The sequence below is a fragment of the Nonomuraea corallina genome, from assembly GCF_027620315.1.
In the GTDB taxonomy this organism is placed as follows: Bacteria; Actinomycetota; Actinomycetes; order Streptosporangiales; family Streptosporangiaceae; genus Nonomuraea; species Nonomuraea corallina.
The window spans coordinates 73128-97359 of the sequence record NZ_JAPNNL010000003.1 but is presented as its reverse complement, the minus strand read 5'-3'; the positions used below and the strand labels follow the sequence as shown (position 1 = coordinate 97359).

20 protein-coding genes and 1 riboswitch are annotated in these 24232 nt (G+C 72.0%); of the genes, 15 read left to right on the top strand and 5 right to left on the bottom strand.

The features are described 5' to 3' along the window. The first annotated feature begins 14 nt into the window (after nt 1–14). The 4 genes from OUY22_RS01595 to OUY22_RS01575 all read left to right on the top strand — a co-directional run bounded on the left by OUY22_RS01595 (nt 15) and on the right by OUY22_RS01575 (nt 6045). A complete protein-coding gene (locus tag OUY22_RS01595) occupies nt 15–1223 on the top strand; it encodes an acyl-CoA dehydrogenase family protein (RefSeq protein WP_270152870.1) in 1209 nt (402 codons plus the stop codon). 361 nt (nt 1224–1584) lie between these two features. Then, the gene (locus OUY22_RS01585; RefSeq protein WP_270152869.1) at nt 1585–2187 is read left to right on the top strand and encodes a superoxide dismutase; all 603 of its coding nucleotides are present in this window, start codon (nt 1585–1587) and stop codon (nt 2185–2187) included. Nucleotides 2188–2311: 124 nt separating this feature from the next. Next, nucleotides 2312–2517: riboswitch (cobalamin riboswitch) on the top strand. A gap of 133 nt (nt 2518–2650) precedes the next feature. Next, nucleotides 2651–5026 (top strand): ribonucleoside-diphosphate reductase subunit alpha, encoded by a 2376-nt coding sequence (locus OUY22_RS01580; protein WP_270152868.1) that lies wholly within the window; start codon nt 2651–2653, stop codon nt 5024–5026. A 23-nt stretch (nt 5027–5049) separates the two neighbouring features. Beyond that, entirely contained in the window at nt 5050–6045 is a 996-nt protein-coding gene (locus tag OUY22_RS01575; protein WP_270152867.1) for a ribonucleotide-diphosphate reductase subunit beta, read from the top strand. Nucleotides 6046–6153: 108 nt separating this feature from the next. Here the strand turns inward: OUY22_RS01575 and OUY22_RS01570 are convergent, their stop codons facing one another. Further along, a complete protein-coding gene (locus tag OUY22_RS01570) occupies nt 6154–8562 on the bottom strand; it encodes an ABC transporter permease (RefSeq protein WP_270152866.1) in 2409 nt (802 codons plus the stop codon). Next, nucleotides 8562–9293, bottom strand: a complete 732-nt coding sequence (locus tag OUY22_RS01565; protein WP_408638088.1) for an ABC transporter ATP-binding protein — start codon at nt 9291–9293, stop codon at nt 8562–8564. Before OUY22_RS01565 ends, OUY22_RS01570 begins: the two co-directional genes overlap by 1 nt. 116 nt (nt 9294–9409) lie before the next feature. Here OUY22_RS01565 and OUY22_RS01560 point away from each other — a divergent pair, with 116 nt between their 5' ends. Together OUY22_RS01560 and OUY22_RS01555 are read left to right on the top strand one after the other, a co-directional pair. After that, nucleotides 9410–10084 (top strand): response regulator transcription factor, encoded by a 675-nt coding sequence (locus tag OUY22_RS01560; RefSeq protein WP_270152865.1) that lies wholly within the window; start codon nt 9410–9412, stop codon nt 10082–10084. 10 nt (nt 10085–10094) lie between these two features. Continuing rightward, the gene (locus tag OUY22_RS01555; RefSeq protein ID WP_270152864.1) at nt 10095–11150 is read left to right on the top strand and encodes a sensor histidine kinase; all 1056 of its coding nucleotides are present in this window, start codon (nt 10095–10097) and stop codon (nt 11148–11150) included. 24 nt (nt 11151–11174) lie between these two features. On the opposite strand, the gene OUY22_RS01550 is transcribed toward OUY22_RS01555, so the two are convergent. Further along, entirely contained in the window at nt 11175–11975 is an 801-nt protein-coding gene (locus OUY22_RS01550) for a thioesterase family protein (protein WP_270152863.1), read from the bottom strand. Nucleotides 11976–12120: 145 nt separating this feature from the next. On the opposite strand from OUY22_RS01550, the gene OUY22_RS01545 reads away from it, so the two are divergent. The 8 genes from OUY22_RS01545 to OUY22_RS01510 all read left to right on the top strand — a co-directional run bounded on the left by OUY22_RS01545 (nt 12121) and on the right by OUY22_RS01510 (nt 19775). Then, complete coding sequence (locus tag OUY22_RS01545; RefSeq protein WP_270152862.1) at nt 12121–12633, top strand: PadR family transcriptional regulator; 513 nt, start codon at nt 12121–12123, stop codon at nt 12631–12633. Further along, nucleotides 12630–13421 carry an alpha/beta fold hydrolase gene (locus OUY22_RS01540; protein WP_270152861.1) on the top strand — a complete coding sequence of 264 codons (792 nt, stop codon included), beginning with the start codon at nt 12630–12632 and terminating at the stop codon, nt 13419–13421. The genes OUY22_RS01545 and OUY22_RS01540 overlap by 4 nt, the downstream gene beginning before the upstream one ends. A gap of 411 nt (nt 13422–13832) precedes the next feature. Continuing rightward, entirely contained in the window at nt 13833–14507 is a 675-nt protein-coding gene (locus OUY22_RS01535; protein WP_270152860.1) for a hypothetical protein, read from the top strand. After that, nucleotides 14456–15688 (top strand): TOMM precursor leader peptide-binding protein, encoded by a 1233-nt coding sequence (locus OUY22_RS01530; RefSeq protein ID WP_270152859.1) that lies wholly within the window; start codon nt 14456–14458, stop codon nt 15686–15688. Before OUY22_RS01535 ends, OUY22_RS01530 begins: the two co-directional genes overlap by 52 nt. Continuing rightward, the gene (locus OUY22_RS01525; protein WP_270152858.1) at nt 15685–17004 is read left to right on the top strand and encodes a YcaO-like family protein; all 1320 of its coding nucleotides are present in this window, start codon (nt 15685–15687) and stop codon (nt 17002–17004) included. The genes OUY22_RS01530 and OUY22_RS01525 overlap by 4 nt, the downstream gene beginning before the upstream one ends. Nucleotides 17005–17011: 7 nt before the next feature. After that, on the top strand, nt 17012–17920 hold the full coding sequence (locus OUY22_RS01520) for a SagB/ThcOx family dehydrogenase (protein ID WP_270152857.1): 909 nt from the start codon (nt 17012–17014) through the stop codon (nt 17918–17920). 54 nt (nt 17921–17974) lie between these two features. Then, nucleotides 17975–19339 (top strand): N,N-dimethylformamidase beta subunit family domain-containing protein, encoded by a 1365-nt coding sequence (locus tag OUY22_RS01515; RefSeq protein ID WP_270152856.1) that lies wholly within the window; start codon nt 17975–17977, stop codon nt 19337–19339. A 40-nt stretch (nt 19340–19379) separates the two neighbouring features. After that, nucleotides 19380–19775, top strand: coding sequence for an SgcJ/EcaC family oxidoreductase (locus OUY22_RS01510; RefSeq protein ID WP_270152855.1), 396 nt, complete (start codon nt 19380–19382; stop codon nt 19773–19775). A gap of 132 nt (nt 19776–19907) precedes the next feature. Here OUY22_RS01510 and OUY22_RS01505 read toward each other — a convergent pair whose 3' ends face one another. Continuing rightward, nucleotides 19908–20240 (bottom strand): hypothetical protein, encoded by a 333-nt coding sequence (locus OUY22_RS01505; protein ID WP_270152854.1) that lies wholly within the window; start codon nt 20238–20240, stop codon nt 19908–19910. A gap of 774 nt (nt 20241–21014) precedes the next feature. Here OUY22_RS01505 and OUY22_RS01500 point away from each other — a divergent pair. Further along, nucleotides 21015–21536, top strand: coding sequence for a hypothetical protein (locus OUY22_RS01500; protein ID WP_270152853.1), 522 nt, complete (start codon nt 21015–21017; stop codon nt 21534–21536). Nucleotides 21537–21631: 95 nt separating this feature from the next. Here the strand turns inward: OUY22_RS01500 and OUY22_RS01495 are convergent, their stop codons facing one another. Beyond that, nucleotides 21632–24154, bottom strand: a complete 2523-nt coding sequence (locus OUY22_RS01495; protein WP_270152852.1) for a cation-translocating P-type ATPase — start codon at nt 24152–24154, stop codon at nt 21632–21634. Between the last annotated feature and the right edge of the window lie 78 nt (nt 24155–24232).

Here is a 24232-nt window from a genome sequence, read left to right as displayed (position 1 = left end):
CTCAGGGGGAGCGCATGAGCGGCTTCAGTCTGGACCTCAGCCAGGACGTGATCGAGGTGCGGGACTGGGTCCACGACTTCGCGCGTGAAGTGATCCGCCCCGCGGGCGCCGAATGGGACGAACGCGAGGAAACCCCCTGGCCGGTCATCCAGGAAGCCGCCAAGATCGGCCTGTACTCGCTGGACTTCTTCGCCACCCAATGGCTGGAGGACAGCGGGCTCGGGCTGCCGGTCGTGTTCGAGGAGCTGTTCTGGGGCGACGCCGGCATCGGCCTGTCGATCGTCGGCACCTGCCTGGCCGCCGCCGCGCTCTCCGGCAACGGCACGCCCGAGCAGGCGGGCCAGTGGCTGCCGGAGATGTTCGGCACCGAGAACGACGTCAAGCTCGGCGCCTTCTGCGCCTCCGAGCCCGACGCCGGCTCCGACGTCGGCGCCATCCGCACCAGGGCCGTGTACGACCAGGGCGACTGGGTCATCAACGGCGTCAAGACCTGGGCCACCAACGGCGGCATCGCCGACGTGCACATCGTCGTCGCCTCCGTCGACCCCGCCCTCGGCACCCGCGGCCAGGCGTCGTTCATCATCCCGCCCGGCACCCCCGGCCTGTCCATGGGGCAGAAGTTCAAGAAGCACGGCATCCGCGCCTCCCACACGGCCGAGGTCGTCCTGGAGGACGTGCGCGTACCCGGATCGTGCCTGCTGGGCGGCAAGGAGAAGCTGGACGCCCGCCTGGCCCGCGTCCGCAACGGCGAGCGGGCCGGCGAGCAGGCGGCCATGCGCACCTTCGAGACCACCCGCCCCACGGTCGCCGCCATGGCCGTCGGCATCGCCAGGGCCGCCTTCGAGTACGCCCGCGACTACGCCCGCGAGCGGGAGCAGTTCGGCCGCAGGATCGGCGAGAACCAGGCGATCGCCTTCCTGCTGGCGGACATGGCGACCCGGGTGGACGTCGCCCGCCTGATGACCTGGCGCGCGGCCTGGATGGCCCGCCAGGGCAAGCGCTTCGAGCAGGCCGAGGGGTCGATGTCGAAGCTGGTCGCGGGGGAGACGGCGGTGTGGGTGACCGAACAGGCCATCCAGATCCTGGGCGGCGCCGGCTACACCCGCGAGCACCCGGTGGAGCGCTTCCACCGCGACGCCAAGATCTACACCATCTTCGAGGGGACGTCGGAGATCCAGCGCCTCATCATCGGCCGCGCGGTCACCGGCCTGCAGGTTCGCTGAGAACGGCCGCCCCGGCAAGGCGCCCCTGAGGACGGCCAGGAAGCTCCGGGAATCGCCTCGACACCGGCTCACCAGAACGAGCCGCACATCGCCGTCGCCGTCGACGGTCAGGATCTGTGGCGGCTCAAGTTCTGCACGATCTGAACCTGGCCGCGGTCTACTGCGACCAGCTCTACGTCCCCACCCAAGGACGTGTCGTCACGCACGGCTCCCCGGACGACGTCCTCACCCCGCGGCGGCGAGACCTCTTTTCGGCGTGTCCACCGTCCCGCACTGTCGGCATGGCACGCGGGCATGCTCTAAATGCTTGGCTATCGTTGTTGCTAACTTTGTGCAAGTAAGAATTCGAGGGGAATAGCTCATGGGTGACTACACCCTCCCGGACATGCCGTACGACTACGCGGCCCTGGAGCCCGCCATCACCGGCGAGATCCTGGAGCTGCACCACGCCAAGCACCACGCCGCCTATGTCAAGGGCGCCAACGACACCCTGGAGAAGCTGGCCGACGCCCGCGACAAGGGCGAGTTCGGCGGCCTGGTCGGACTGGAGAAGACCTTCGCCTTCAACCTGTCCGGACACGTGCTGCACACGATCTTCTGGCAGAACCTGTCGCCTGACGGCGGCGACCGCCCCGACGGTGAGCTCGGTGACGCCATCGCCGAGCACTTCGGGAGCTTCGAGGCCTTCCAGAAGCAGCTGACGACCGCCACCTCGACCGTCCAGGGGTCCGGCTGGGGCGTGCTGGCCTGGGAGCCTCTCGGCCGCCGCCTGGTGGTGGAGCAGGTCTACGACCACCACGGCAACGTCGGCATGAACACCACCCCGCTGCTCGTCTTCGACGCCTGGGAGCACGCCTACTACCTGCAGTACCGCAACGTGCGCCCGGACTATGTCGAGAAGCTCTGGGGCCTGATCAACTGGAATGACGTCATCGCCCGGTACGACGCCGCCCGCGGCGCCTGACGTCCCCTGCCGGCGACGCCCGCCCGGTCACAGCTTGGTCCGCAGGGCCGGGCGGGCGCCGCTTCTTGCATGATCCGTCTCGCAACACGAGATGTTGGGTGTGACTTTTCGATCGCCCCTATATATGGTGTCCCCTGCAGTCGGTTCGGTCACCCCGCCAGGGTGGCCGAGGCAAGAGGGAACCCGGTGGGAATCCGGGACTGCCCCGCAGCGGTGAGTGGGAACGACCGCCGTCAGAAGCACTGGGCCAACGGCCTGGGAAGCGACGGCCAGTAGGCATCGAGCAGCACGCCCACGAGTCCGAAGACCTGCCGGCCGCGGCCGTACACGAGCAAGCGTGTGCGGCGGCTCCGAGGCCGCGCGGGACGGCCGACGGCACCGGGCGTGAGGGCTGTGCGACCCCTTGCCGGAGCCTCCTGCGCGTGTTCTCGGGACCTGACCGAGTTCACGAGGGGAGAGCGTAGTGACGGTCACCGGGGACCCGATCACCGAGCTGAGCGGCGAGGTGCCCGCGCCGAGGCGGGTCCGGATGCGGGTGCGTAAGCGCAACGGCACGGCCGAGCCGGTCGATGTCAACAAGATCGTCCGGGCGGTGGGGCGCTGGGCGGACGATCTGACCGACATCGACCCGATGCGGGTGGCCACCAAGACGATCAGCGGCCTGTACGACGGCGCCACCACCGCGGAGCTGGACCGGCTGTCGATCCAGACCGCCGCCGAGATGATCGGCGAGGAGCCGCAGTACTCGCGCCTGGCGGCGCGGCTGCTGGCGGGTTACATCGACAAGGAGGTACGAGGCCAGGGCGTGGCCTCCTTCAGCCAGGCCATCCGCCTCGGGCATACCGAGGGACTGATCGGTGATGAGACGGCGGAGTTCGTCGCCACCAATGCCCGCAAACTGGACGACGCGATCGACGTCGCCGGCGACCTGAGGTTCGAGTATTTCGGGCTGCGCACGGTCTACGACCGCTACCTGCTGCGGCACCCGTCCACCCGGCTGGTGGTGGAGACGCCGCAGTACTGGCTGCTGCGGGTGGCGTGCGGGCTGGCCGAGACGCCCGCCGAGGCGATCGGGTTCTACCGGCTCATGTCGTCGCTGGCCTACCTGCCCAGCTCGCCGACGCTGTTCAACTCCGGCACGCGCCACACCCAGATGTCCTCCTGCTACCTGGTCGACTCGCCCCGCGACGAGATCGGCTCCATCTACGAGCGCTACGCCCAGGTGGCGCAGCTGTCGAAGTTCGCCGGCGGCATCGGCATCGCCTGGTCGCGGATCCGCTCGCGCGGCGCGCTGATCCGCGGCACCAACGGCCACTCCAACGGCATCGTCCCGTGGCTGCGCACCCTGGACGCCTCCGTGGCCGCCGTCAACCAGGGCGGCCGGCGCAAGGGCGCCGCCTGCGTCTACCTGGAGCCGTGGCACCCGGACGTCGAGGAGTTCCTCGAACTGCGCGACAACACCGGCGAGGACGCCCGCCGCACCCACAACCTCAACCTCGCCAACTGGATCCCCGACGAGTTCATGCGCCGCGTCGAGGCCGACGCCACATGGTCGCTGTTCGACCCCGACGAGGTCCCCGAGCTGCCCGACCTGTGGGGCCAGGCGTTCGAGGCGGCCTACCGCGCCGCCGAGCAGGCGGGCCGCCACACCCGCCAGGTCAAGGCCCGCGACCTGTACGCGAAGATGATGCGCACGCTCGCGCAGACCGGCAACGGCTGGATGACCTTCAAGGACGCCTCCAACCGGCTGTGCAACCAGGCGGCCGAGCCCGGCAACGTGGTCCACCTGTCCAACCTGTGCACCGAGATCATCGAGGTGTCCAGCGACGCCGAGACCGCGGTCTGCAACCTCGGCTCGGTCAACCTGGCCGCCCACGTCACCGCGAGCGGCATGGACTGGGAGCGGCTGCGCGCCACCGTGCGCACCGCGGTCACGTTCCTGGACCGCGTGATCGACATCAACTACTACCCGAGCGAGCAGGCGGCGGCCAGCAACCCGCGCTGGCGGCCGGTCGGGCTGGGCGTCATGGGCCTGCAGGACGTGTTCTTCGCGCTGCGCCTGCCGTTCGACTCGCCGGAGGCCGAGGAGTTGTCCACGCGCATCGCCGAGGAGGTCTACCTGTCGGCGCTGGAGACCTCCGCCGGCCTTGCCGAGCGGTTCGGCGCCCACCCCGCCTACGCCCAGACCTGGGCGGCACGCGGCAAGCTGCAGCCGGACCTGTGGGGCGTGGAAGGCGTCCAGACCGAGCGCTGGGACGCCGTGCGTGAGCGGATCTCCGTCCACGGCCTGCGCAACTCGCTGCTGATCGCGATCGCGCCCACCGCCACCATCGCCTCGATCGTCGGCGCCTACGAGTGCATCGAGCCGCAGGTGTCCAACCTGTTCAAGCGCGAGACCCTCAGCGGCGAGTTCCTGCAGATCAACAACGCGCTGGTGACCGAGCTCAAGGCGCGCGGCCTGTGGACCGAGCAGGTCAGGGCCGCCATCAGGCAGGCGGAAGGGTCCGTGCAGGGCATCGCCGAGCTGCCCGAGGACGTGCGCCACCTGTTCCGCACCGCGTGGGAGCTGCCGCAGCGCGCGCTGATCGACATGGCCGCGGCGCGTTCGCCGTTCATCGACCAGAGCCAGTCGCTCAACCTGTTCATGAGCGCCCCGACGATCGACAAGCTCTCCTCGATGTATCTGTACGCCTGGAAGTCCGGGCTGAAGACCACCTACTACCTGCGCTCGCGGCCGGCCACCCGTATCCAGCAGGCCACCGTCCCGGTCGTCGGCAAGACCGACGAGGCCCTCGCCTGCTCGCTGGAGAACCCCGAATCCTGCGAAGCCTGCCAGTAATTTCTTCTTCAGGAGAACCTCTGATGTTGCTCGACCCCGGGATGAGCCTGACCCTGCGTCCCATGCGTTACCCGCTGTTCTTCGACCGCTACCGCGACGCGATCAAGAACACGTGGACGGTGGAGGAGGTGGACCTGCACTCCGACCTCAAGGACCTGCCGAAGCTGTCGCCGGCCGAACGCCACCTGGTCAGCCGCCTGGTCGCCTTCTTCGCCACCGGCGACACGATCGTCGCCAACAATCTGGTACTCAACCTCTACCAGCACATCAACGCCCCCGAGGCGCGCCTGTACCTGTCGCGGCAGTTGTTCGAGGAGGCCGTGCACGTCCAGTTCTACCTGAACCTGCTCGACACCTACGTGCCCGATGAGCAGGAGCGGTTCGAGGCGTTCGCGGCGGTGGAGAACATCCCGTCCATCCGGCGCAAGGCCGAGTTCTGCTTCACGTGGATCGACTCCCTCGGCGACCTGCGCAGGCTGGAGACGCGCGACGATCGGCGGGCCTTCCTGCTCAACCTGATCTGCTTCGCCGCCTGCATCGAGGGCCTGTTCTTCTACGGCGCCTTCGCCTACGTCTACTTCCTGCGCTCGCGCGGCCTGCTGAACGGCCTGGCGTCGGGCACCAACTGGGTCTTCCGTGACGAGTCCATGCACATGGCCTTCGCGTTCGACGTGGTCAGCGTGGTGCGCCAGGAGGAACCTGACCTGTTCGACGAGGAGATGGCGGGCCAGGTCAGGGAGATGCTGGCCGAGGCGGTGGAGTGCGAGGCCGGGTTCGCCGAGGACCTGCTCGGGCGGGGCGTGCCCGGCATGTCGATCGCGGACATGCGCTCCTACCTGGAACACGTGGCCGACCGGCGGCTGGCCCAGCTCGGCCTCGAGCCGCTGTACGGGTCGAAGAACCCGTTCGCGTTCATGGAGCTGCAGGACGTCCAGGAGCTGTCGAACTTCTTCGAGCGGCGGGTGTCGGCGTACCAGGTGGGCGTGACCGGCTCGGTCAGCTTCGACGCCGACTTCTGACTACTCCATCACCGATCCGCCGCGGTCGGCCCCGCCACAGCCCCGTCGAGGTCGACGTCCTCGCGGCGAGGATCTGACGACGCGCGCCGTCCCGTGATCGGCGGACCGTCAGTCGAGTGCCAGTCCTGCGACCGGGCTCACCCGGGCGGCCCGGCGTGCGGGGAGAACGGCGGAGAGGAGTCCGGCCAGAGCGGCGACGAGGACGACGACGCCGAGCGACGGCCAGGGGACGTGCAGGGCGGCGTCACGGAGGGCCGGTTTCACGATCGTCTCGCAGGCCGCCCAGGCGAACCCGACGCCGAGCACGGTGCCGAGCACGGCGGCGACCAGCGACAGCAGGACGGCCTCGGCGGCCAGCATCCGCCGGAGCTGTCCGCGGCTGAGTCCGAGCGCGCGCAGCATCGCGTGTTCGCGGACGCGTTCGAGTACGGAGAGCCCGAGGGTGTTCGCGATGCCGATCAGGGCGATCACGATGGTGATGCCGAGCAGGCCGAGCGCTGACCAGGTGTAGATCCGCAGCTGCTGGTCCAGCGACTCCCAGGTGCGCAGGCCGTTCTCGATGGTCGCGCCGACGGGATCGGCCAGCGCGTCCAGGTCGGCGCCGAGCCGGGCCGGGTCGGCGCCGGGGGAGGCGCGGATCCAGACGGCACGCGGTTCGGGGGCGTCGGTGAGCGTGGCCAGCGTCTCGGGCGCGACCACGCCCGCAGGGCCCCAGCCGGTGCCGGCGGCCACCCGCAGCCGGGCTCGCCGGTCGCCGGCGCGCACCGTGACCCGGTCACCCGGCCGCAGGGTCAAGCCCTTGCCGAAGGCGTCGGAATCGAGGCCGATGCTCCCCGGCTCGACCCGTGCGAACGCTCCGCCGTCGCGGGGCACCTGCCCGGCGGCGGGCGCGGTGACGACCGGGATCGGGTCGGGCAGCCCGGCCACCTGGGCCACGGCGCCGTACACGGGGATCGCCCGTTCCACACCCGGAGTGCGACGTATCCGGGTGAGGAGGTCACCGGTGAGCGGACCCTCGGGCGAGGTGAGCGTGAGGTCGATGGGGTGGTCTCTGCCGATCTGCTCGTTCAGGGAGATACGCCAGGTGTCCGTCCCGGTGAGTACGGCGATCGTCAGGGTGAGGCCGACCAGCAGGGAGGCGGTGGTGGTGGCGGTCCGGCGCGGGTGGTGCGCGGCGTGCCGGGCCGCGAGCCGTCCGGTGGGGCCGAGCGGCGCGCCCGCGATCCGGACCAGGCGGGGGACGAGCACCGGGCCGAGGAGCAGCACCCCGGCGAACACCGATCCTCCGCCCGCCAGCATGAGCGCCGTGCTGCTCCCGGCCATCGCCACCCCCAGCAGGGCCGGCCCGGTGACCAGCAGGAGCGCGGCGAGCGCGACTCGTGCCCGGCCGGTGCGCGTGTCCACCCCGGCGTCCGGGCGCAGCGCCGCCAGCGGGCTCACCCGGATCACGCCCCGGGTCGGCGACCAGGACGCGACCATGGTGATCGCCAGGCCGACGGCGAACCCGCCCAGCAGCCAGGGCACGGGCAGTTCGGCGGCGCCCATCGGCACGGCGGAGGCGAGGGCGTCGATCAGGGCGATCAGCCCGTAGCCGAGCCCGGCGCCGACCAGTGTCCCGGTCAGTGACGCGAGCACGCCGACGACGGCCGCCTCGCGGCGTACAGCGCGCACCACCTGCAGCCGGGTCGCGCCGACGCAGCGCAGCAGCGCGAAGTCGCGCAGTCGCTGCGCGAACAGGATGGAGAAGGTGTTCGCGATGACGAGGATCGAGACGAAGATCGCGATGCCGGCGAACGACAGCGACATCACCGACAGGCTGTCGACCCTGTTCTGCACGTGGGTCAGCCGCTCAGCGGTGAACGCCTCCGGTGACAGCGCCCGCGCGCCTTCGGGGAGCGGGCCCACCTCGCCGCGCACCGCCACCGAGCCCAGATGGAGGTGCTCGCGCCACCGCAGCAACTGGGGCCAGGTGACGTACATCGAGGCCTGGGCCGGGGGAGAGGGCGACTCCACGATGCCGACCACCTGGACGTCGGCCGCGGCGGTTCCCGCCCCGATCGTGATCCGGTCGCCGACCGCGAGGTCCTCGGCCAAGGCGGTGTACACGTCCACCGCGGCCTCGCCCGCACGTGAGGGGAAACGGCCCGAGCTGAGTTCCTGCCAGCGCCACACCCGCGAGGTGGCGATCGGCCCCACCGTCGTCGTGTCCGAGAGCTGCCGGCTCCCGGCGTGCGCCGGGAGGGTCGCCCGGCCGATCGCGGACGCGTCGTCGCCGTGCCGCTCGGTGAAGGCGATCACGGCCTCCGGGTCCAGCTCGGACGACGGCCACCTCTCGGGGGAGACCACGTGCTCGGCGTTGCGGTACGGCGCCCCCAGCCCGTCCATGAGCCCGCTTCGCGCGCCGGCGGTGAGCATGCCGACCACGACGACGAAGGCGACGGCGACGGTGACCGCGACCGCCGCCGCGACGTACCTGCGGAGGTACGTGCGCAGCGACGCGAGGAAGACGGTGCGCATCAGGCGATCCGCCCGTCCCGCATGGTGACCACGTGGTCGGCGTACGCCGCCGCGTCCCGCTCGTGGGTGACCATCACGACGGTCTGGCCGAGTTCGCGTGCCGAGCGGCGCAGGTGGTCCAGCACCTCCGCCGACGTGGCGCTGTCCAGGTTTCCCGTGGGCTCGTCGGCGAACAGCAGGTCAGGCTGCGTGATCAGGGCGCGCGCGATCGCGACCCGCTGCTGCTGGCCGCCGGACAGCTCCGCGGGCCGGTGAGCGAGCCTGCCGGCCACGCCGAGGAGGTCGGCGAGCAGGTGCGCGCGCTCGCGTGCCGGGTCGTCGATCCGGTGGCCGCCCAGTTCGAGCGGGAGCACGATGTTCTCGGCCGCGGTGAGCATCGGCAGCAGGTTGAACGACTGGAACACGAAGCCGACGTGCTCGCGGCGGAAGATCGTGAGGGCGTCGTCGTCGAGCGATCCGAGGTCGGTGCCCGCCACCGTGACGGTGCCGCCGCTGGGCTGGTCGAGTCCGGCCAGGCAGTGCATCAGCGTGGACTTGCCCGATCCGCTCGCGCCCATGATCGCGGTGAATCCGCCTCGCGGGAGGTCGAGGTCGATGCCGCGCAGTGCGTGGACCCGGGTTTCGCCCCGGCCGTAGATCTTGGTCAGGTTCCGCGCGCGGGCGGCGACGGCGTCGGGGTTCGCGGCCGTCCGGGGAGACCGCGGGGCCGGGTCACGCCGTGCGCCGGTCACCGCCGGGTCCTGGTTTCGCTGTGAGCCATGCCCGCAGTCAAGGCGGCGCGGTGTTGTCAGCACGTATGCGGTTTCCGATACGCCGGCGATACGCCCGGGCTCCTAGCATCGGGCGCATGCGTGTGCTGATCGTCGAGGACGAGCCCTACCTGGCAGAGGTCATCCGCGACGGGCTGCGCCTGGCGGCGATCGCCGCCGACATCGCCGGTGACGGCGACACCGCGACGGAATTGCTGAGCGTCAACGCCTACGACATCGCCGTCCTCGACCGCGACATCCCCGGCCCCTCGGGCGACGAGATCGCCCGGCGCATCGTGGCCTCGGGCAGCGGCATGCCCATCCTCATGCTCACCGCCGCCGACCGGCTCGACGACAAGGCCCGCGGGTTCGGGCTCGGGGCCGACGACTACCTCACCAAGCCCTTCGAGCTTCAGGAACTCGTGCTCCGCCTCCGGGCGCTCGACCGCAGGCGCGCGCACAGCAGGCCGCCCGTGCGCGAGATCGCCGGCCTGCGCCTGGACCCGTTCCGCCGCGAGGTCCACCGCGACGGCCGCTACGTCGCGCTCACCCGCAAACAGTTCGCCGTGCTCGAAGTCCTCGTCGCGGCCGAAGGCGGGGTCGTCAGCGCGGAAGAACTCCTCCAGCGGGCGTGGGACGAGAACGCCGACCCCTTCACCAACGCCGTCCGCATCACGGTCTCGGCGCTGCGCAAACGGCTCGGCGAACCGTGGCTCATCACCACCGTGCCCGGCGTCGGCTACCGCATCGACGCGGGGGGTGAGGGTGGATAGGGCGCGCGGGATGAGCGTCCGGCTCAAGCTCACCCTCAGCTACGCCGGGTTCCTCATGTTCGCGAGCGCGTTGCTCCTCGCCGCCGTGTGGGTGTTCCTCCTGCGGTACGTGCCCGACGGCTGGCCCGCCCTGCTCCACGTGGCGCCCAACCGCATCCTCCTCCTGGGGGCCTTCGCCCCCGCGGCGGCCGCGGTGATGGCGTCCCTGCTGGTGTTCGGCCTGGTGGGAGGATGGATTCTCGCCGGGCGCATGCTCGCCCCCCTGACCCGCATCACCGACGCCACGCGCCTGGCCGCGAACGGATCGCTCTCCCACCGGATCCGGCTGCCCGGCCGCGCGGACGAGTTCCGCGAACTCGCCGACGCCTTCGACGCCATGCTCGTACGGCTCGAAGCACAGGTCGCCGAGCAGCGGCGATTCGCGGCCAACGCCTCACACGAACTCCGCACCCCGCTGGCGATCTCACGGGCGCTTCTCGACGTGGCCCGCCGCGATCCCGACCGCGACACCGGCGAGCTCGTCGAACGCCTTCACGTCGTCAACACCCGGGCGATCGACCTCACCGAGGCGCTCCTCATGCTCAGCCGCGCCGACCAGAGATCCTTCGCCCGGGAACGCGTCGACCTGTCCCTGGTCGTGGAGGAGGCCGTCGAGACACTGCTCCCGCTCGCGGAGAAACGCGGTGTCACCATCGAGACCTCCGGCGAGATCACCCCGGTGGAGGGGTCGCAGGCGCTCCTGCTGCAACTGGCGACGAACCTGGTGCACAACGCGATCGTGCACAACCTGCCCACGCGGGGAACCGTGTGGATCAAGACCGGCACCGGCCACGAGGCGCTCACCGTCGAGAACACCGGTGAGAAACTGCCTCCAGACGTGGTCCCGGCACTCACAGAACCGTTTCAGCGCGGCACGGGAAGAATCCGCAACGACCACGGGGGCGTCGGGCTCGGCCTGGCGATCGTCGCGAGCATCACCCGCGCGCACGACGGGACGCTCACCGTCGTCGCGCGCCCCGCGGGCGGGCTCAGCATCGCCGTTCACCTGCCCGCGGGTGAGCGATGAGCGTCGGACGGCAAGGCACGCCGATCAGGGGAGCATGGCGAGCTGCCGCCCCTGGGCGACGAGGACGCCTTTGGCGTCCCAGATCTCGAAGTCCTCCTCGTGGTACCCGTTGATCAGGTGACGCGTGGTGGCGCGACAGGCGAGCCAGCCAGGGGCGGGCCGGGCCCGCAGGTGCGCGGTCAGTTCGAGCGTGGCGGACGCGAACTCGCCGACGGCCAGCACGGCCGGAGGCGCGGCATCCAGCAGCAGGGGCAACGCGTCCAGATCGGCGGGGCTTCCGTCCCGGAAGCGCATCCAGAACTCCATGACGGCCTCCTCGGCGGGCCTGCCCTGCCACCAGCCGGGCATCTCGGCGAACCGGAACTCCACCCGTTCGCTGATGCTGACACCGTCCAGCGCCTTGCCGCCGAGCGGGTCGACGCAGTCGGCCGGGTCCGGGAGGGCCGGCGGCTGCCCGGTGACGAGCGTGCGCCCGTCGGCCTGGTCGAGGGTGCCGAAGGTGGCCGTCGCCCGCAGCCGCTCCTTGCCCTCCTGGGACAGCACGACCTGGCCCGTGGCGACCCGCCGCCCGGTCCGGATGATCTCGGTGCGCAGCTCCGCCGGTCCGGCGACCGCCGGGCGCAGGAAGAAGGCGGAGCCGACGAGCGCGTCGGGGAACGGCATCTCCTGCTTGAGCGCATGCAGGCACATCGCCATCAGGTAACCGCCGTTCGGACCGCCGCCGAGCGCATGCCAGCGATCAGTGACGACGCCCGCGTACCGGTTGGCGGCCACGCGATCGGTGCGGGAGTCGGCATCGAACTCGGACATGGACAGTGCGGCCATCGTTCCCTCCGGGGTCGTCACGGGCAGTGGTGATCGTTCCGTCCGGCCATCTTCGCTGCGCACTCCCCGCGAGGTCGATGACCTGTCAGGTAAAGCGCCCCGCCGAGCCTGCCCGAAGGCATAGGTGTGCTGTAGACTATGTGCTGTGTCCCTTAAGCATGCCATCCTCGGCCTCATCGACCTGCGGCCGATGAGCGGATACGACCTCAAGAAGACCTTCGACGCCACCGCCCAGCACTTCTGGGCGGCCGACCGGTCGCAGATCTACCGCACCCTCGGCGTCCTGCACGCCGAGGGCCTGGTGCACGAGGACGTCATCTCCCAGCGGTCCCGCCCGGACCGGCACGTGTACCGGTTGACCGAGGCCGGCTCCGCCGAGCTGGAGTCCTGGCTGCGCTCCCCGCCTCCCACCGAGTCGCCGCGTGAGGAGTTCCTGGCCAGGATCTTCTTCGCGGGACGGGCCGGGGACGCCGAGCTGGTCCGGACGCTCGCGCGCGAGCGCCGGGCGCTGGTCAGGCGGCGGCTCGACGCGTTCCGGGCGATCGAGGCGCCCGCGACGACCCTCGCCGAGCGGCTGCGCGCGCTGACGGTGCGCAACGGCATCGTCCATCACGAGGCCGAGCTCCGCTGGCTCGACGAACTGGAGGAGGCGCTGTGATCGCCGTACGCGAGGACCGTCCCGGCGCCGGTGAGAGCGTCCTGTTCCTGCACGGCGGCAATGTCGCCGGCTGGTCGTGGCACGAGCAGGCCGCGTCGCTGCCCGACCACCACGTGCTGATCCCCGACCTTCCCGGTTTCGGCGCGTCGAACGGCGTGCCCTGGACCACCGTCGCCGGCGTGGCGGACTCGATGGCGGACCTCATCAGGGAACGCGCCCACGACGGACGCGCGCACCTGGTCGGGCTCTCCTTGGGCGCCGTGGTCGGCACCGTCCTCACGGCACGCCATCCCGGCCTGGTCAGCGGCGCGCTGCTCTCCGGCGCCCCGCTGCGCGGGCTGGGCGCGGTGGCCAGGAAGCTGGGGCTGGCCCAGGTCCGGTGGTGGGGTTCGCGCTCGTACTGGCGGGTCATGGCGCGCGCGTTCCGGCTGCCTGAGGACTCGGCCGGCGTCTTCGTCGAGACCGGCCTGGGGATCGACCGCGTCTCGGCGCGACGGGTGTTGCACCAGGTCTACGCGGGGGTGCCGGCCGCCGACCTGGAGGGACTGCGGCGTACGCGGGCGCCGATCCTGATGCTGGCGGGGGAGCGGGAGCCCGGGGCGGTGCACCGGGCGCAGAGCGAGGTGACCTCCCGGGCGCCGGAGTCGCTCGCGCGGACCGTGCCCGGGGTGGGGCACCAGTGGAGCGCCGAGGACCCGCGGCTGTTCCGCCGCGTGCTGCGGCACTGGCTGACCACGCGCCAGCCGGACCCCTGCCTCCTGCCGCCGCGACCGGCCACCGGCCGCTGATCACGGCGGCGCGCACGTCACCAGCCGGCTCTCACCCGGCCCGGCCTCCTTGACGTGCTGCTCCAGGCGCGTCGGCAGCAGTTCGAAGACGGTTCGTGAAGCGTAAGCCGGGGATGTGGCCACGGCAATGCGCCGGCCGCGGATGGCCGGATGAGGAGGCGCGGGACGGCCCGGCGACCTCACGGGCCTGCGGCCGCCGCGCCGGTACGCCGCCCCCGCCACGATCTACGCCGCGTTTGCCCGGCACGGCGTGAGCGGCCCGGCGCGGGCGCCGCATCCGCGCGGCGGCGGGCCCCGGCCGTCCGGCCGGTGATGGCTCACCGGCGAAGTCCTTACCAACGGCAGCGGTACGACCAGCGAAGGCCGGGAAACTACAGGCGAGGACACCGACGACCGGGGATCGGAGGCGAGATGGCCGGCACGATCACCGAGCTCGACATCGAACTCGGCATGCCCTTCATCGAGACCGCCCTGCGCGACTCCACCACCGCGGGCATCCTGCGCGAGGAGCTCGAACGCCTCGGCATGCGGGCGATGCCCGAGCGCGCGCGAGCGGTGAACATCTACAGCGAGGAAAACCACGCGGGCTTCGCCGTCGGGATCCTCCCGTTCGTCTCGGACGACCTCGCGCAGCACGCCGGCCTCAGCGTCTCCCAGGGCGGGTTCGCCGTGGCCGTCCGCGTCCTCATGGAGGACCGTACGTCCATCCGCGCCTTCTCCACGCTGTTCGTCGTCGACGACGAGGTGGTCTCCACCGAGTACGGGGCCGCCGAGCTGCTGGACCAGGGCGCCGAGGCGCTCGTCACCTCGGCGCCCGACGTCGGCACGCGGGCGTCGCTGGCCGAGGTGTCCATCCGGCAGGTGCTCTCGATCTCCGACTTCGCGCACGCGTCGCTTCTGCACGACGAGTCGTCCATGAACATCTACGACTCCGACGAGATGGCGACGCTGCGCGGTCACGGGCGGCTGGCCGCCGAGATCGCGAGCTTCGCGCGGCTGCAGGCCCGTGCCTCGCACGGCGGGGGGAGCTGCAGTTGCAGCACCTCCTGTCACGGCTGCTCCAGCACCAGCACCAGCGCGATCTGACGGAGCGGACCTTGCCCAGGAACGACACGCTGCCGGCGCGGCCATGGGTGCCCGGCTGGTACCGGGTGTCCACCACGCCGTCGGGCACGGTCCGGCTCGACTCGCTGACGCGGTCGTTCGCCCTCGACCACGTGACGCCCGGACTGCTCCAGCGGCTGCTGCCGCTCCTGGACGGCACCCGGATGATCGAGGACATCCGTGCCCAGCTCGACGGCCACGACGCGCATCCGGCACTGGTCGACGACCTGCTGGGCGCTCTGCACACGCAGGGCCTGCTGCGGGAGGGACCTCCGGAGTGCACGGCGCTGACCGCCGAGGAACAGCGGTGGTGGCGGCCGCAGGCCGACTTCTTCGGCCACTTCTCCGCGGCCTCCGACTCGGCCGCGCCGTCCCGGCCGGACGTGCCCGCGTCGGGCGCGCACTACCAGGCGCGCCTGCGGGAGGCCGTCGTGGCCGTCCTGGGGTGCGGCCGGCTCGGTTCCCAGGTCGCCAGGGACCTGGCGACGTCCGGGGTCGGCGAGCTGGTGTGCGTGGACGACGGGCCGGTGGCCGAGGAGGCGGCCCGCGCCGACGCCTGGTACGACCTGCGCCACCGGGGACGGTCCAGCGCCGAGGTGGTCTGCGAACTGATCGGGCAGACCAGCCCGCACTGCCGCGCCGTTCCCGCCGGCCCGGGGACGTGGCAGGACCTGCTGGAACGGTGTGACGCGGTGGTCCTGGCCGGCGACGTGTTCCAGCCGACCGAGCACGAATCCGTCAACAGGGCGGTGATGGCGTCAGGGACGCCGTGGACCAGTTGCCGCACGGTCGGCCTGGAGGTGCTGATCGGGCCGACGGTGCTGCCGGGGCGCAGCGCCTGCTGGACCTGCTTCGACGATCGGCGCCGCAGCCATCTCACGCGCTACGAGGAGGCGGCGCTGGTCGAGCACCTCTGGGGTGAGGGCGCGGCACAGCCGTTCCTCGCCGTGGTCCCCGGGCTGTCGCTGGTGGCTCTCGAGGTGGTCAAGCTCATCACCGGGTTCGCGCCCGCCACGACCGTCGACGGACTCCTCGCGATCGACGTGCTGTCCAGCACCACGACGCTGCATCCGGTCCTGCGCGTGCCGCGCTGCCGGTCCTGCGGCCTGCCGTCCCGGGACCGCCCGGCCCTCCAGGTGTGGGACGTGGAAGGCGTCCAGTGAAGGCTCCACCGGCGGCCCGCCCGGCGTCGGCGGCAACGCCCGGCCCGGTCGACAGCCGCACCGGCATCATCGCCCACGTCCTCGACCTTCCCGTCGGGCCCGGCGAACCGCGGATCTTCAACAGCTCGGTGCGGATGGCCGACAGCGCCGCGCTGGGCGCGGGCTCCTGCTATGACCAGAACGGCGGAGCCGGTCTGACCAGGGAAGCGGCGCGGGCCGCCGCCATCGGGGAAGGGCTGGAACGCTACTGCGCCGCGTTCTCCCAGCCCGACCAGGTCACCGTGGCGACCTGGCGCGGGCTCGCGGCCGGCGGCCATCCGCCGCCGGGGCCCGCGCAGTACGCCCTGTTCCACCGGGACCAGGCCGAGCACGCGCCGCACTTCGGCGACGACACCCCCATCGCCTGGCTGCGGGCGTACTCCCTGAGCCGGGCCGCCTGGTCCCACGTCCCGGCCTGCCTGGTCCATCTGCCGTACCTCCCGCAGGGCCGGGACGTCGAGGAGCACATCGTCGGTCCCGCCGTCTCGACGGGGCTCGCCTGCGCCGCCTCGCGGGCCGAAGCGGTGCTCAGCGGCCTGTACGAGGCGATCGAACGGGACGCCTTCATGATCAGTTGGCTGCGCGAACTGCCGCTCGGCCGCGTCGACCTCCTGTCGCATCCCACGATCGCCGAGGTGTACGCGACCCGGCTGCGCCGGCCGGGGCTGGACTACCACGTCCTGGACATGACGACCGACCTCGGCGTGCCGGCCTTCCTGTGCCTGCTCCTGGACCAGCGGCAGGACCCGCCCATCGCGTGCGCGGGCGGGGCGGCGCACCATGATCCGGCCAAGGCCGTGCTGAAGGCGCTCGTCGAGGCGGCCCAGACGCGGGAATGGGCGAAATACCTGTGCAGGACCCGGGCCGGCACCCCGGCCCCTTCGGCGGACGAGCTCACCACCTTCGAGGATCACGTCTTCCACTACGCGTCAGGAGGGTCCGCGCGGGCGCTGGAGCCGTTCCTGGACCGCCCGATGGTCCCGCTTCCGGCCGCCGGGGAGCCTCCCGCCGACCACCGGACCGCGCTCGACGCCGTGCTCGGGCGGCTGGGAGCGGCCGGCCTCGAGGCCCTCGCCGTGGACCTCACCACCCCCGACGTCGCCGGGTGCGGCTATCACGTGGTGAAGGTCATGGTCCCCGGCCTGCAACCGCTGTACGCGGACGAGAGCCGGCCGCTGCTCGGCGGCCACCGGCTCTACGCAAGACATCCGGAGGCGCCCTGCCCGCGCCCGGCCGGTCCCGGGGACCTCAACCGCGCACCGCACCCGTACCCGTAAGGTGATCATGGACTCGCTGACGATCGGTTCGAGCCTGGCGGAGCTCTACCACGAGAACAGCAAACAACGCCGCCACGACCGGAGCTTCGGCTGGCGGGTGGCGACGGTCGGCAACAGCCCCTCCTTCCAGCGGCTGACCAGACGTCCCGGCAAACGGTACGGCGGCGCCCAGGTGATCGCGCTGCCCCGGCCAGAACCGCTGGACATGCCGCTGCACCAGGCCATAGCCGCCCGCCGGTCGGTGCGCCGGTTCTCCGCGCGGCCTCTCACCGTGCCGGACCTCGCGGCCCTGCTCATGCTGTCGGCGGGGCTGCCCGGCGGCGCCGGTGACGGGGAGCGGACGACCCTGCGCGCCGCGCCCTCGGCCGGCGGCCTGCACCCCACCGAGATCTACGTGGTCGTGCGCGCGGTCGACGGCCTGGAACCCGGCGTCTACCACTACCGCGCCAACGACCACGTGCTGGAGACGCTCGACCTGGACGCGACGGCTCCCGCACGGCTGGCGGAGGCCTCGTCCTACCCGGAGATCCTCGAGACGGCCGCCGCGACGCTGGTGCTCACCGCCGTCTTCGGGCGGACCACGCTGAAGTACGGCGAACGCGCCTACCGGTTCGTGGTGCTGGAGATCGGCCACGTGGCGCAGAACGTGCTCCTCGTCGCGCCCGCCCTCGGCTGCGGCGCGGTCCCGATCGGCGGGTTCGTCGACGACGAGGTCCACGCGATCCTGGACGTCGACGGCGTCGACGAAGCGTCGCTCTACCTGCTGCCGGTCGGCCACCTGCCCCCGGACCCGGACCCGCCCGAGTGGGCCGGCGGGCAGGAGGCCGTCGCCGCCGTCATGGAGCGCCTGTGGTCGAGCGGGGCGGTGCTCTCGGCGCCCGGCCGGCCGGACCGGGGTTCGGCCCGCGACGGGTAAGCACTTCGCCAAGGTCCGGCGCCCGGCCGGGAACAGGCGGAACCATGGGCGACCGTGCGTCACGTCCTCGCCGTCCTGGTCCTGCTCGCCGCCGGCTGCGCCGCCCCGGCCCCCGCGCCCGTCGCCTCCGGGCCCGCCCCGGCGACCGCCTCCGCTTCCGGACGGGCCACGCCCGCCCAGGCGCCGCCCGGCGTGCCCGCGCGGTGGCGCATCACCGCACGCGGCGACGAGCACGAGATCGAGGGCTACGCCGACCGCGTCAGCGTGCTGCCGGGGGAGCGGTTCCGGCTGCTCGTCTCCACCACCGCGCCCCTTTTCACCGCGTCGGCGTTCCGGATGGGCGCCCAGCCGGTACGGGTCTGGCACTCGGAGCGGACCGGCGGCAGACGGCAGCCCGCGCCGCGGACCGTCGAGGGCATGGTGACCGCCGCCCACTGGAAGCCCTCGCTCACCGTCGACACCACCGGCTGGGCCGAGGGCGCCTACCTGGTGCGGCTGGACGCCTCCACGGGCGGCCAGCGGTACGTGCCGATCACCGTGCGCTCGGCCTCGGCCGAGGGCCGGGTGGTCATCGTCAACGCGGTCACCACCTGGCAGGCGTACAACCGGTGGGGCGGCCGCAGCCTCTACACCGGCCCCGGCGGATTCGAGAACCGGTCACGCAAGGTCACCTTCGACCGCCCCTACGACGGCTCGGGCGCCCGGCTCTTCCTCGACTTCGAACGGGAGGCGATCCGGCTGGCCGAGCAGAGCGGCGTGCCGCTGGCCTACCTGACCAGCCTCGACCTGCGGCCAGGGGCGCTGCGCGGCGCCCGCGCCGTGGTGTCGCTGGGGCACGACGAGTACTGGTCGCCCCAGATGCGGGAGGCCGTCACCCGGGCCCGTGACGCGGGCGCGAACCTGGCCTTCCTCGGGGCCAACGCCGTCTACTGGCGGATCGGGCTGCACGGCAGGATGATCATGTGTGACAAGGAGACCCAGTGCCCGCTCTGGCGGCGCTCGGAGCCGGAGAGCGCGCTGGTCGGGCAGATGTACGACTGCTTCCCGGCCGAGGCGGCCTACCGGGTGAGCGAGCCAGGCCACTGGATCTTCGAGGGGACCCGGGGCACGACCTTCCCCGGGCTGGTCGGCGTGGAGACCGACAAGGTGTCGCCCGGCTCGCCGGACGGCGTCCAGGTGCTGGCCGAGTCGCCGGTCGACTGCGGCGGCCGGGCCACCGTGAGCCACAGCACCTACTACGTCGCCCCCAGCGGCGCCGGGGTGTTCGCCTCCGGCACGATGCGCTGGGTGTGCGGCCTGAAGGGCGAGGAGTGCGGCCACGGCGTGACGCGGGCGGCCTCCGCCTTCACCCGGCGCGCCACGCTGAACCTGCTGACCAGGTTCGCCAGGGGCCCGGCGGAGGCCCCGGCCCGGGGATGAGCTTGACCTCGACCATGCTTGAGGAAGCACCGTGGTGCCCATGAGCACGGAATCCACCGCGTACGCCGCGGACCTCGAGGCCATCCACCAGGTCGTCGCCACCGTTGAGCACTCCCAGCAGCACAAGGACCCCGACGAGTTCCTCTCCCTCTTCCACCCCGACGCGGTATGGACGACGAGTGGCGGCAGAGTCCTCCTGGGCCTCGACGCGATCTCCGAATTCACCCGCGCGGTGCTCCCCGCCGCCGACTGGGACGGCAAGGTCACCTACGAGGTGGTCCACGTGTCCTTCATCCGCCCGGACGTCGCGGCGGTCAAGGTGCGCCAGCTCTACTCGACCTCGGGCGAGGAGGGCGCTCCGCTGTACGTGATGTCCAAGCAGGACGGCCGCTGGCTGCTGACCGCCTGCCAGAACACCGGGGTGGTCACCGGCTGATCGATGCCCGGCGCCGGGCCACGCGTCCAGGCGGCTTCACCAGCGGAACGCCCCCTGAGACGCCAAGCAGCCCCCGGCGCCGACGTATGCCGGTCCGGGGGCTTTCCAGCGGCCTGTCTCTGCGGTCGGAAACTAAAGAGGCTTGGTTTCGTACCCGACGCTCATCAGGAAGGGATAGCTGCTGCTGCACCGCGCATAACTGACAGTGCCGGCGGGAGGCACGTTCGGCACCCCCACCCACTTTCCGAAGATGGTGGTCCGCTTGTTGTAGTCATTGGCGCACGTGAGCTTGACCCGTACGAATCCGTAACCGGAGGCGCAGTATGCGTTACGGGTGTTGTCATATCCGTAGCCGGTCGTGCAGTTGCCCGGCGGGGGCGGGTCGGCAAGCGCGGCGCCGGTGAGGGCGATGGTCAGTGCGGCCGCGGACGCGGCGGTCACGCTGAGCACGCGAAGGATGCGCATTCGTATACCTCTTTCATGGGGAGGCGAAGGGAACTGCCTCCTCGAGGCAAGATCTTGTCAGTTCGCCCAGGCACTGGCAAGATCCTGCCGGGATTCGTCAAGGGGAGCGTCAGGCACGTGCCGAACGAGGCGTCCGCTCGGTCGCCGTCCGCGGCGTCGGGCCCAGTCATCTCAAATTCGACACAACGGATATGACGCGCAATCCACTGCTTGTATGGCCGTTTGTCATCGCATCAGAATTACTGGTAAAAGCCATCTCTGATGATGGTCTCCAAACCCTTAGTCGTCCAGTCTTTCCCAGCACCAGAAAGGGCGCGTCGGCGTGCCGTCGGGAAACAGCTTGCGCCAACTGCAAGCATCGTACGCGTACCGGCCGAAAGGAACCGCGCCATTATGTTCACACCCAAAACAGGAAGAGCAGCATCGGTCGTACCCTCCCGGCTGAGGAGGCTCCGCCCGCCGCGGAGGTCGGTGATGCTCGTCGCGGGCTCGCTCTCCACGGCCCTCGCCGCAGCCCTGTCCCCGGCGGCCGGCGCGGACCCCGCCGCGGCCACCCGCCCGGTCCCGCGTCCGGTCCCGCGTCCGGCCCCGGAGCCAACCCCCGAGCCAACCCCCGAGCCGACCCCCGAGCCGACCACGGACCTGGCCCGGGGCCCGGCCGCGAACCCGGCCGCCCGTTCCACCATGAGACCGCGCCCGTGGTCGTGGCCGCGGCAGACCCCGACCCCGACCCCGAGCCCGACCCCGAGCCCCACACCGAGCCCCACGCGGACCGTGACCGTGACCCCGTCCGTGCACGTGAAGCTCAACCTCGAGGACGGCCACGGCCGGTGCCACCCCCGGGTCTTCTACAAGGTCCACGGCCTCTCGCCGACGAACTTCTTCATCCCGCGCACCCGCTTCATCGACGGGCCGGGCGGGACGATGACGGTGCAGGTGACGCGGGAGCACGAGGTCCTCGCCTTCCTGGAGACCGAGTCGGAGCGGCAGATCTCCGTCACCACCGGCGACGTGGTGCGCAACCTGCGCCTGCTGGGGATCCCGCACCTGGAGGAGCGGCACATGGTCTTCGCCGGCCACGAGTACACCCGGGAGATCACCAAGGGCATGTACGGCAACATGCGGTACCGCGTCTTCGGCTACCGCGTCGGCTGGTCCGCCTGGTCGGTGCTCGGCACCTGCCGTCACCGCCTGATCGAGCGCGGCATAGCGAACGTGCCCGCCCGGGTGGAGGGCTGGCGCTACTGGGAGACCAAGCGCCCCAAGTTCAGGGGCCGCGTCCTGTCTCCCAAGTAGGAGTCTGTGAGCGTTCAGCCGCCTGGCGCTGCCGTGGGCGACCAGGCGCGTCCAGCAGCCGGGTCACCATCGGGCAAAGGGTGCTTCCGAGCTGATCAGTGCCGATCGTGCGGCGAGCGGGGCGGGTGCACGATCCGGTCGAGGCGTACGGCGGCGTAGCCGAGGGCGGACAGCGCGGTGACGATCAGCAGGTCGCCCAGGCTCAGGGGCTCGGTGCCCAGGAGTTCCCGCAGCAGCGGCACGTACAGTCCGGCGAGCTGCAGCGCGAACGCGCCGGCGACGGCGAACAGCAGCATGGGGTTGGCCAGCGTGCCGGGCCTGGTGCGGGAGCCGAGCGCGACGCCGAGCTGGGCGGCGCCGAGAGCGAAGAAGGCCATGCTCTGCCAGGGGCGTCCCGTGGCGTGGGCCCAGACGGCGACGCCCAGGGTGACGGCGGTCAGCACGAGCGCGATCCTGATCAGGCGCTGCCACAGGCCGGCTCCCAGGATGCTCTGGCGGGCGGGCCGGGGCGGGACGTCCATGGTCCCGGGCACGGCCGGCTCGCCGCCGAGTGCGACGCCCGGCAGCCCATGGGTCAGCAGGTTGATCCACAGGATCTGGGCGGGCAGCAGGGGAAGCGCCAGCCCGACGAACGGCCCCAGCAGCATCACCGCCAGCTCCGCGGCCCCGCCCGACAGGCCGTAGACCAGGAAGCGGCGGATGTTGGTGTAGACGCGGCGTCCCTCTTCGACGGCCGCGACGACGGTGTCGAGATCGTCGTCGGCGAGGACGAGATCCGCCGCCTGGCGGGCGACCTCGGTGCCGCGCCTGCCCATGGCCACGCCGATGTCGGCGCGGCGCAGCGCCGGCCCGTCGTTGACGCCGTCGCCGGTCATGGCCAGGGTCTCGCCGCGCTCCTGCAGGTCCTGGATGATCTCAAGTTTCTGTTCGGGGGTGGCGCGGGCGTACACCCGGGCTCCGGCCCGATCGCGCAGGCCCGGCTCGCGGCAGTCCACGACCGGGTCGCCGGCGGCGATGATGCCGAGGTCGGTGGCGACGGCGCGCGCGGTCCCGGGATGGTCGCCGGTGATGAGGAGCGGCTTGATGCCGGCCCGCTTGCAGCCGGTGATCGCGGCGGAGGCGGCGGGACGCGGCGGGTCCTGGAGCGCGACCAGCCCGAGCAGCGACAGCCCGCTCTCTCGCGCCGTGCCGGGCACCTCGTCCAGGTCGGCGGCGGCCACCGCCAGGACGCGGTACCCGGCGCGGGCGAGTTCCTCGGCCCGGCCGGCGGCGCGGGCCCGCAGCGCCGGGTCGTCGGTCAGGACGGAGGCGTGCAGCATCGCCTCCGGCGCTCCCTTGCAGATCGCCCGGCCGCGCCCGCCGGGCAGGCGGTGCACGGTGCTCATCCGCTTGCGTCCGCTGTCGAAGGGGTGCTCGGCGACGCGCGGGAAGCGCTCCTGCAGCTCGACAGGGTCCAGGCCCGCTTTGGCGGCGGCGGCGAGCAGGGCCGCCTCGGTCGGGTCGCCGAGCGCCGTCCACTCACCCCCGGGCTCGTCCGGTGGGGACAGCCGGGCGTCGTTGCACAGGACGGTCGCGGTCAGCAGGGCGGCGAGGCTCGCCTCGTCGAGGGACTCGTCCCGGACGACCTCGCCGTCGGGGGCGTACCCGGAGCCGGTGAACTGCGCCTCTCCCGCGGGGGTCCACGCGCGACGGGTGACCATCCGGCCCTCGGTGAGGGTGCCGGTCTTGTCCGTGGCGAGCACGGTCACCGAGCCCAGCGTCTCCACGGCGGGCAGCTTGCGGACGAGCGCGTTGCGCCCGGCCATCCGGCGGGCGCCCAGGGCCAGGCTCAGGGTCACGACGGCGGGCAGCGACTCCGGGACCGCCGCCACGACCAGGCTGATCGCGGTCACCACCATCAGCTCGACCGGCTGCCCCCGGGCCAGCCCCAGGACGAGCACCACCGCGGACAGCGCCACCGCGACGCCGGCCAGCAGCCGGCCCACCCCCACCAGGCGGCGCTGCAGGGGCGTCAGGCGCGCTCCCCGGACCATCATGGACGCGATGCGGCCGCTCGCGCTGTCCGCCCCGGTCGCGGTGACCACGGCGCGGCCCCGCCCCCTCACCACGACGGTGCCGGAGGAGAGCGGGTCGTCGCCGGTCTTGTCCACCGGGGCGGACTCGCCGGTCAGCGACGACTCGTCGACGAGCAGGGCCGCCGCCTCCGTCACCGTGGCGTCGGCCACGACGATGTCGCCTTCGGCCAGCACCAGCAGGTCTCCCCGGACGATCTCGGCCGCCGGGATCTGCCGCTGGGAGCCGTCGCGGATCACCCGCGCCTCCGGGGCCGTCAGCTGGGACAGCGCGGTGATGGCCCGGTCGGCCCTGATCTCCTGCGCGACCCCGACGGAGGTGTTCACGACGATCACGAGCAGGATGACGACGGTGTCGGTCCAGTCGCCCGCGACGACGGTCAGCACCACCGCGACGAGCAGGACCACGATCAGCGGGTCCCGGAGCTGGGTGGCCACGCGCCGCCACAGCGGAACGGGCGGCTTCTGCGGCAGCACGTTGGCTCCGTCCCGTTCCAGCCGCGCGGCCGCATCGGCGGATGACAGTCCAGAGGATGCGGAACTCACCGGGTCCTCCCCTTCGGGCTGCTGATCGTTCGGGGCCTTCGCACCATCCCTCCCTACCTGGTACGGGGCCGCGGGCCA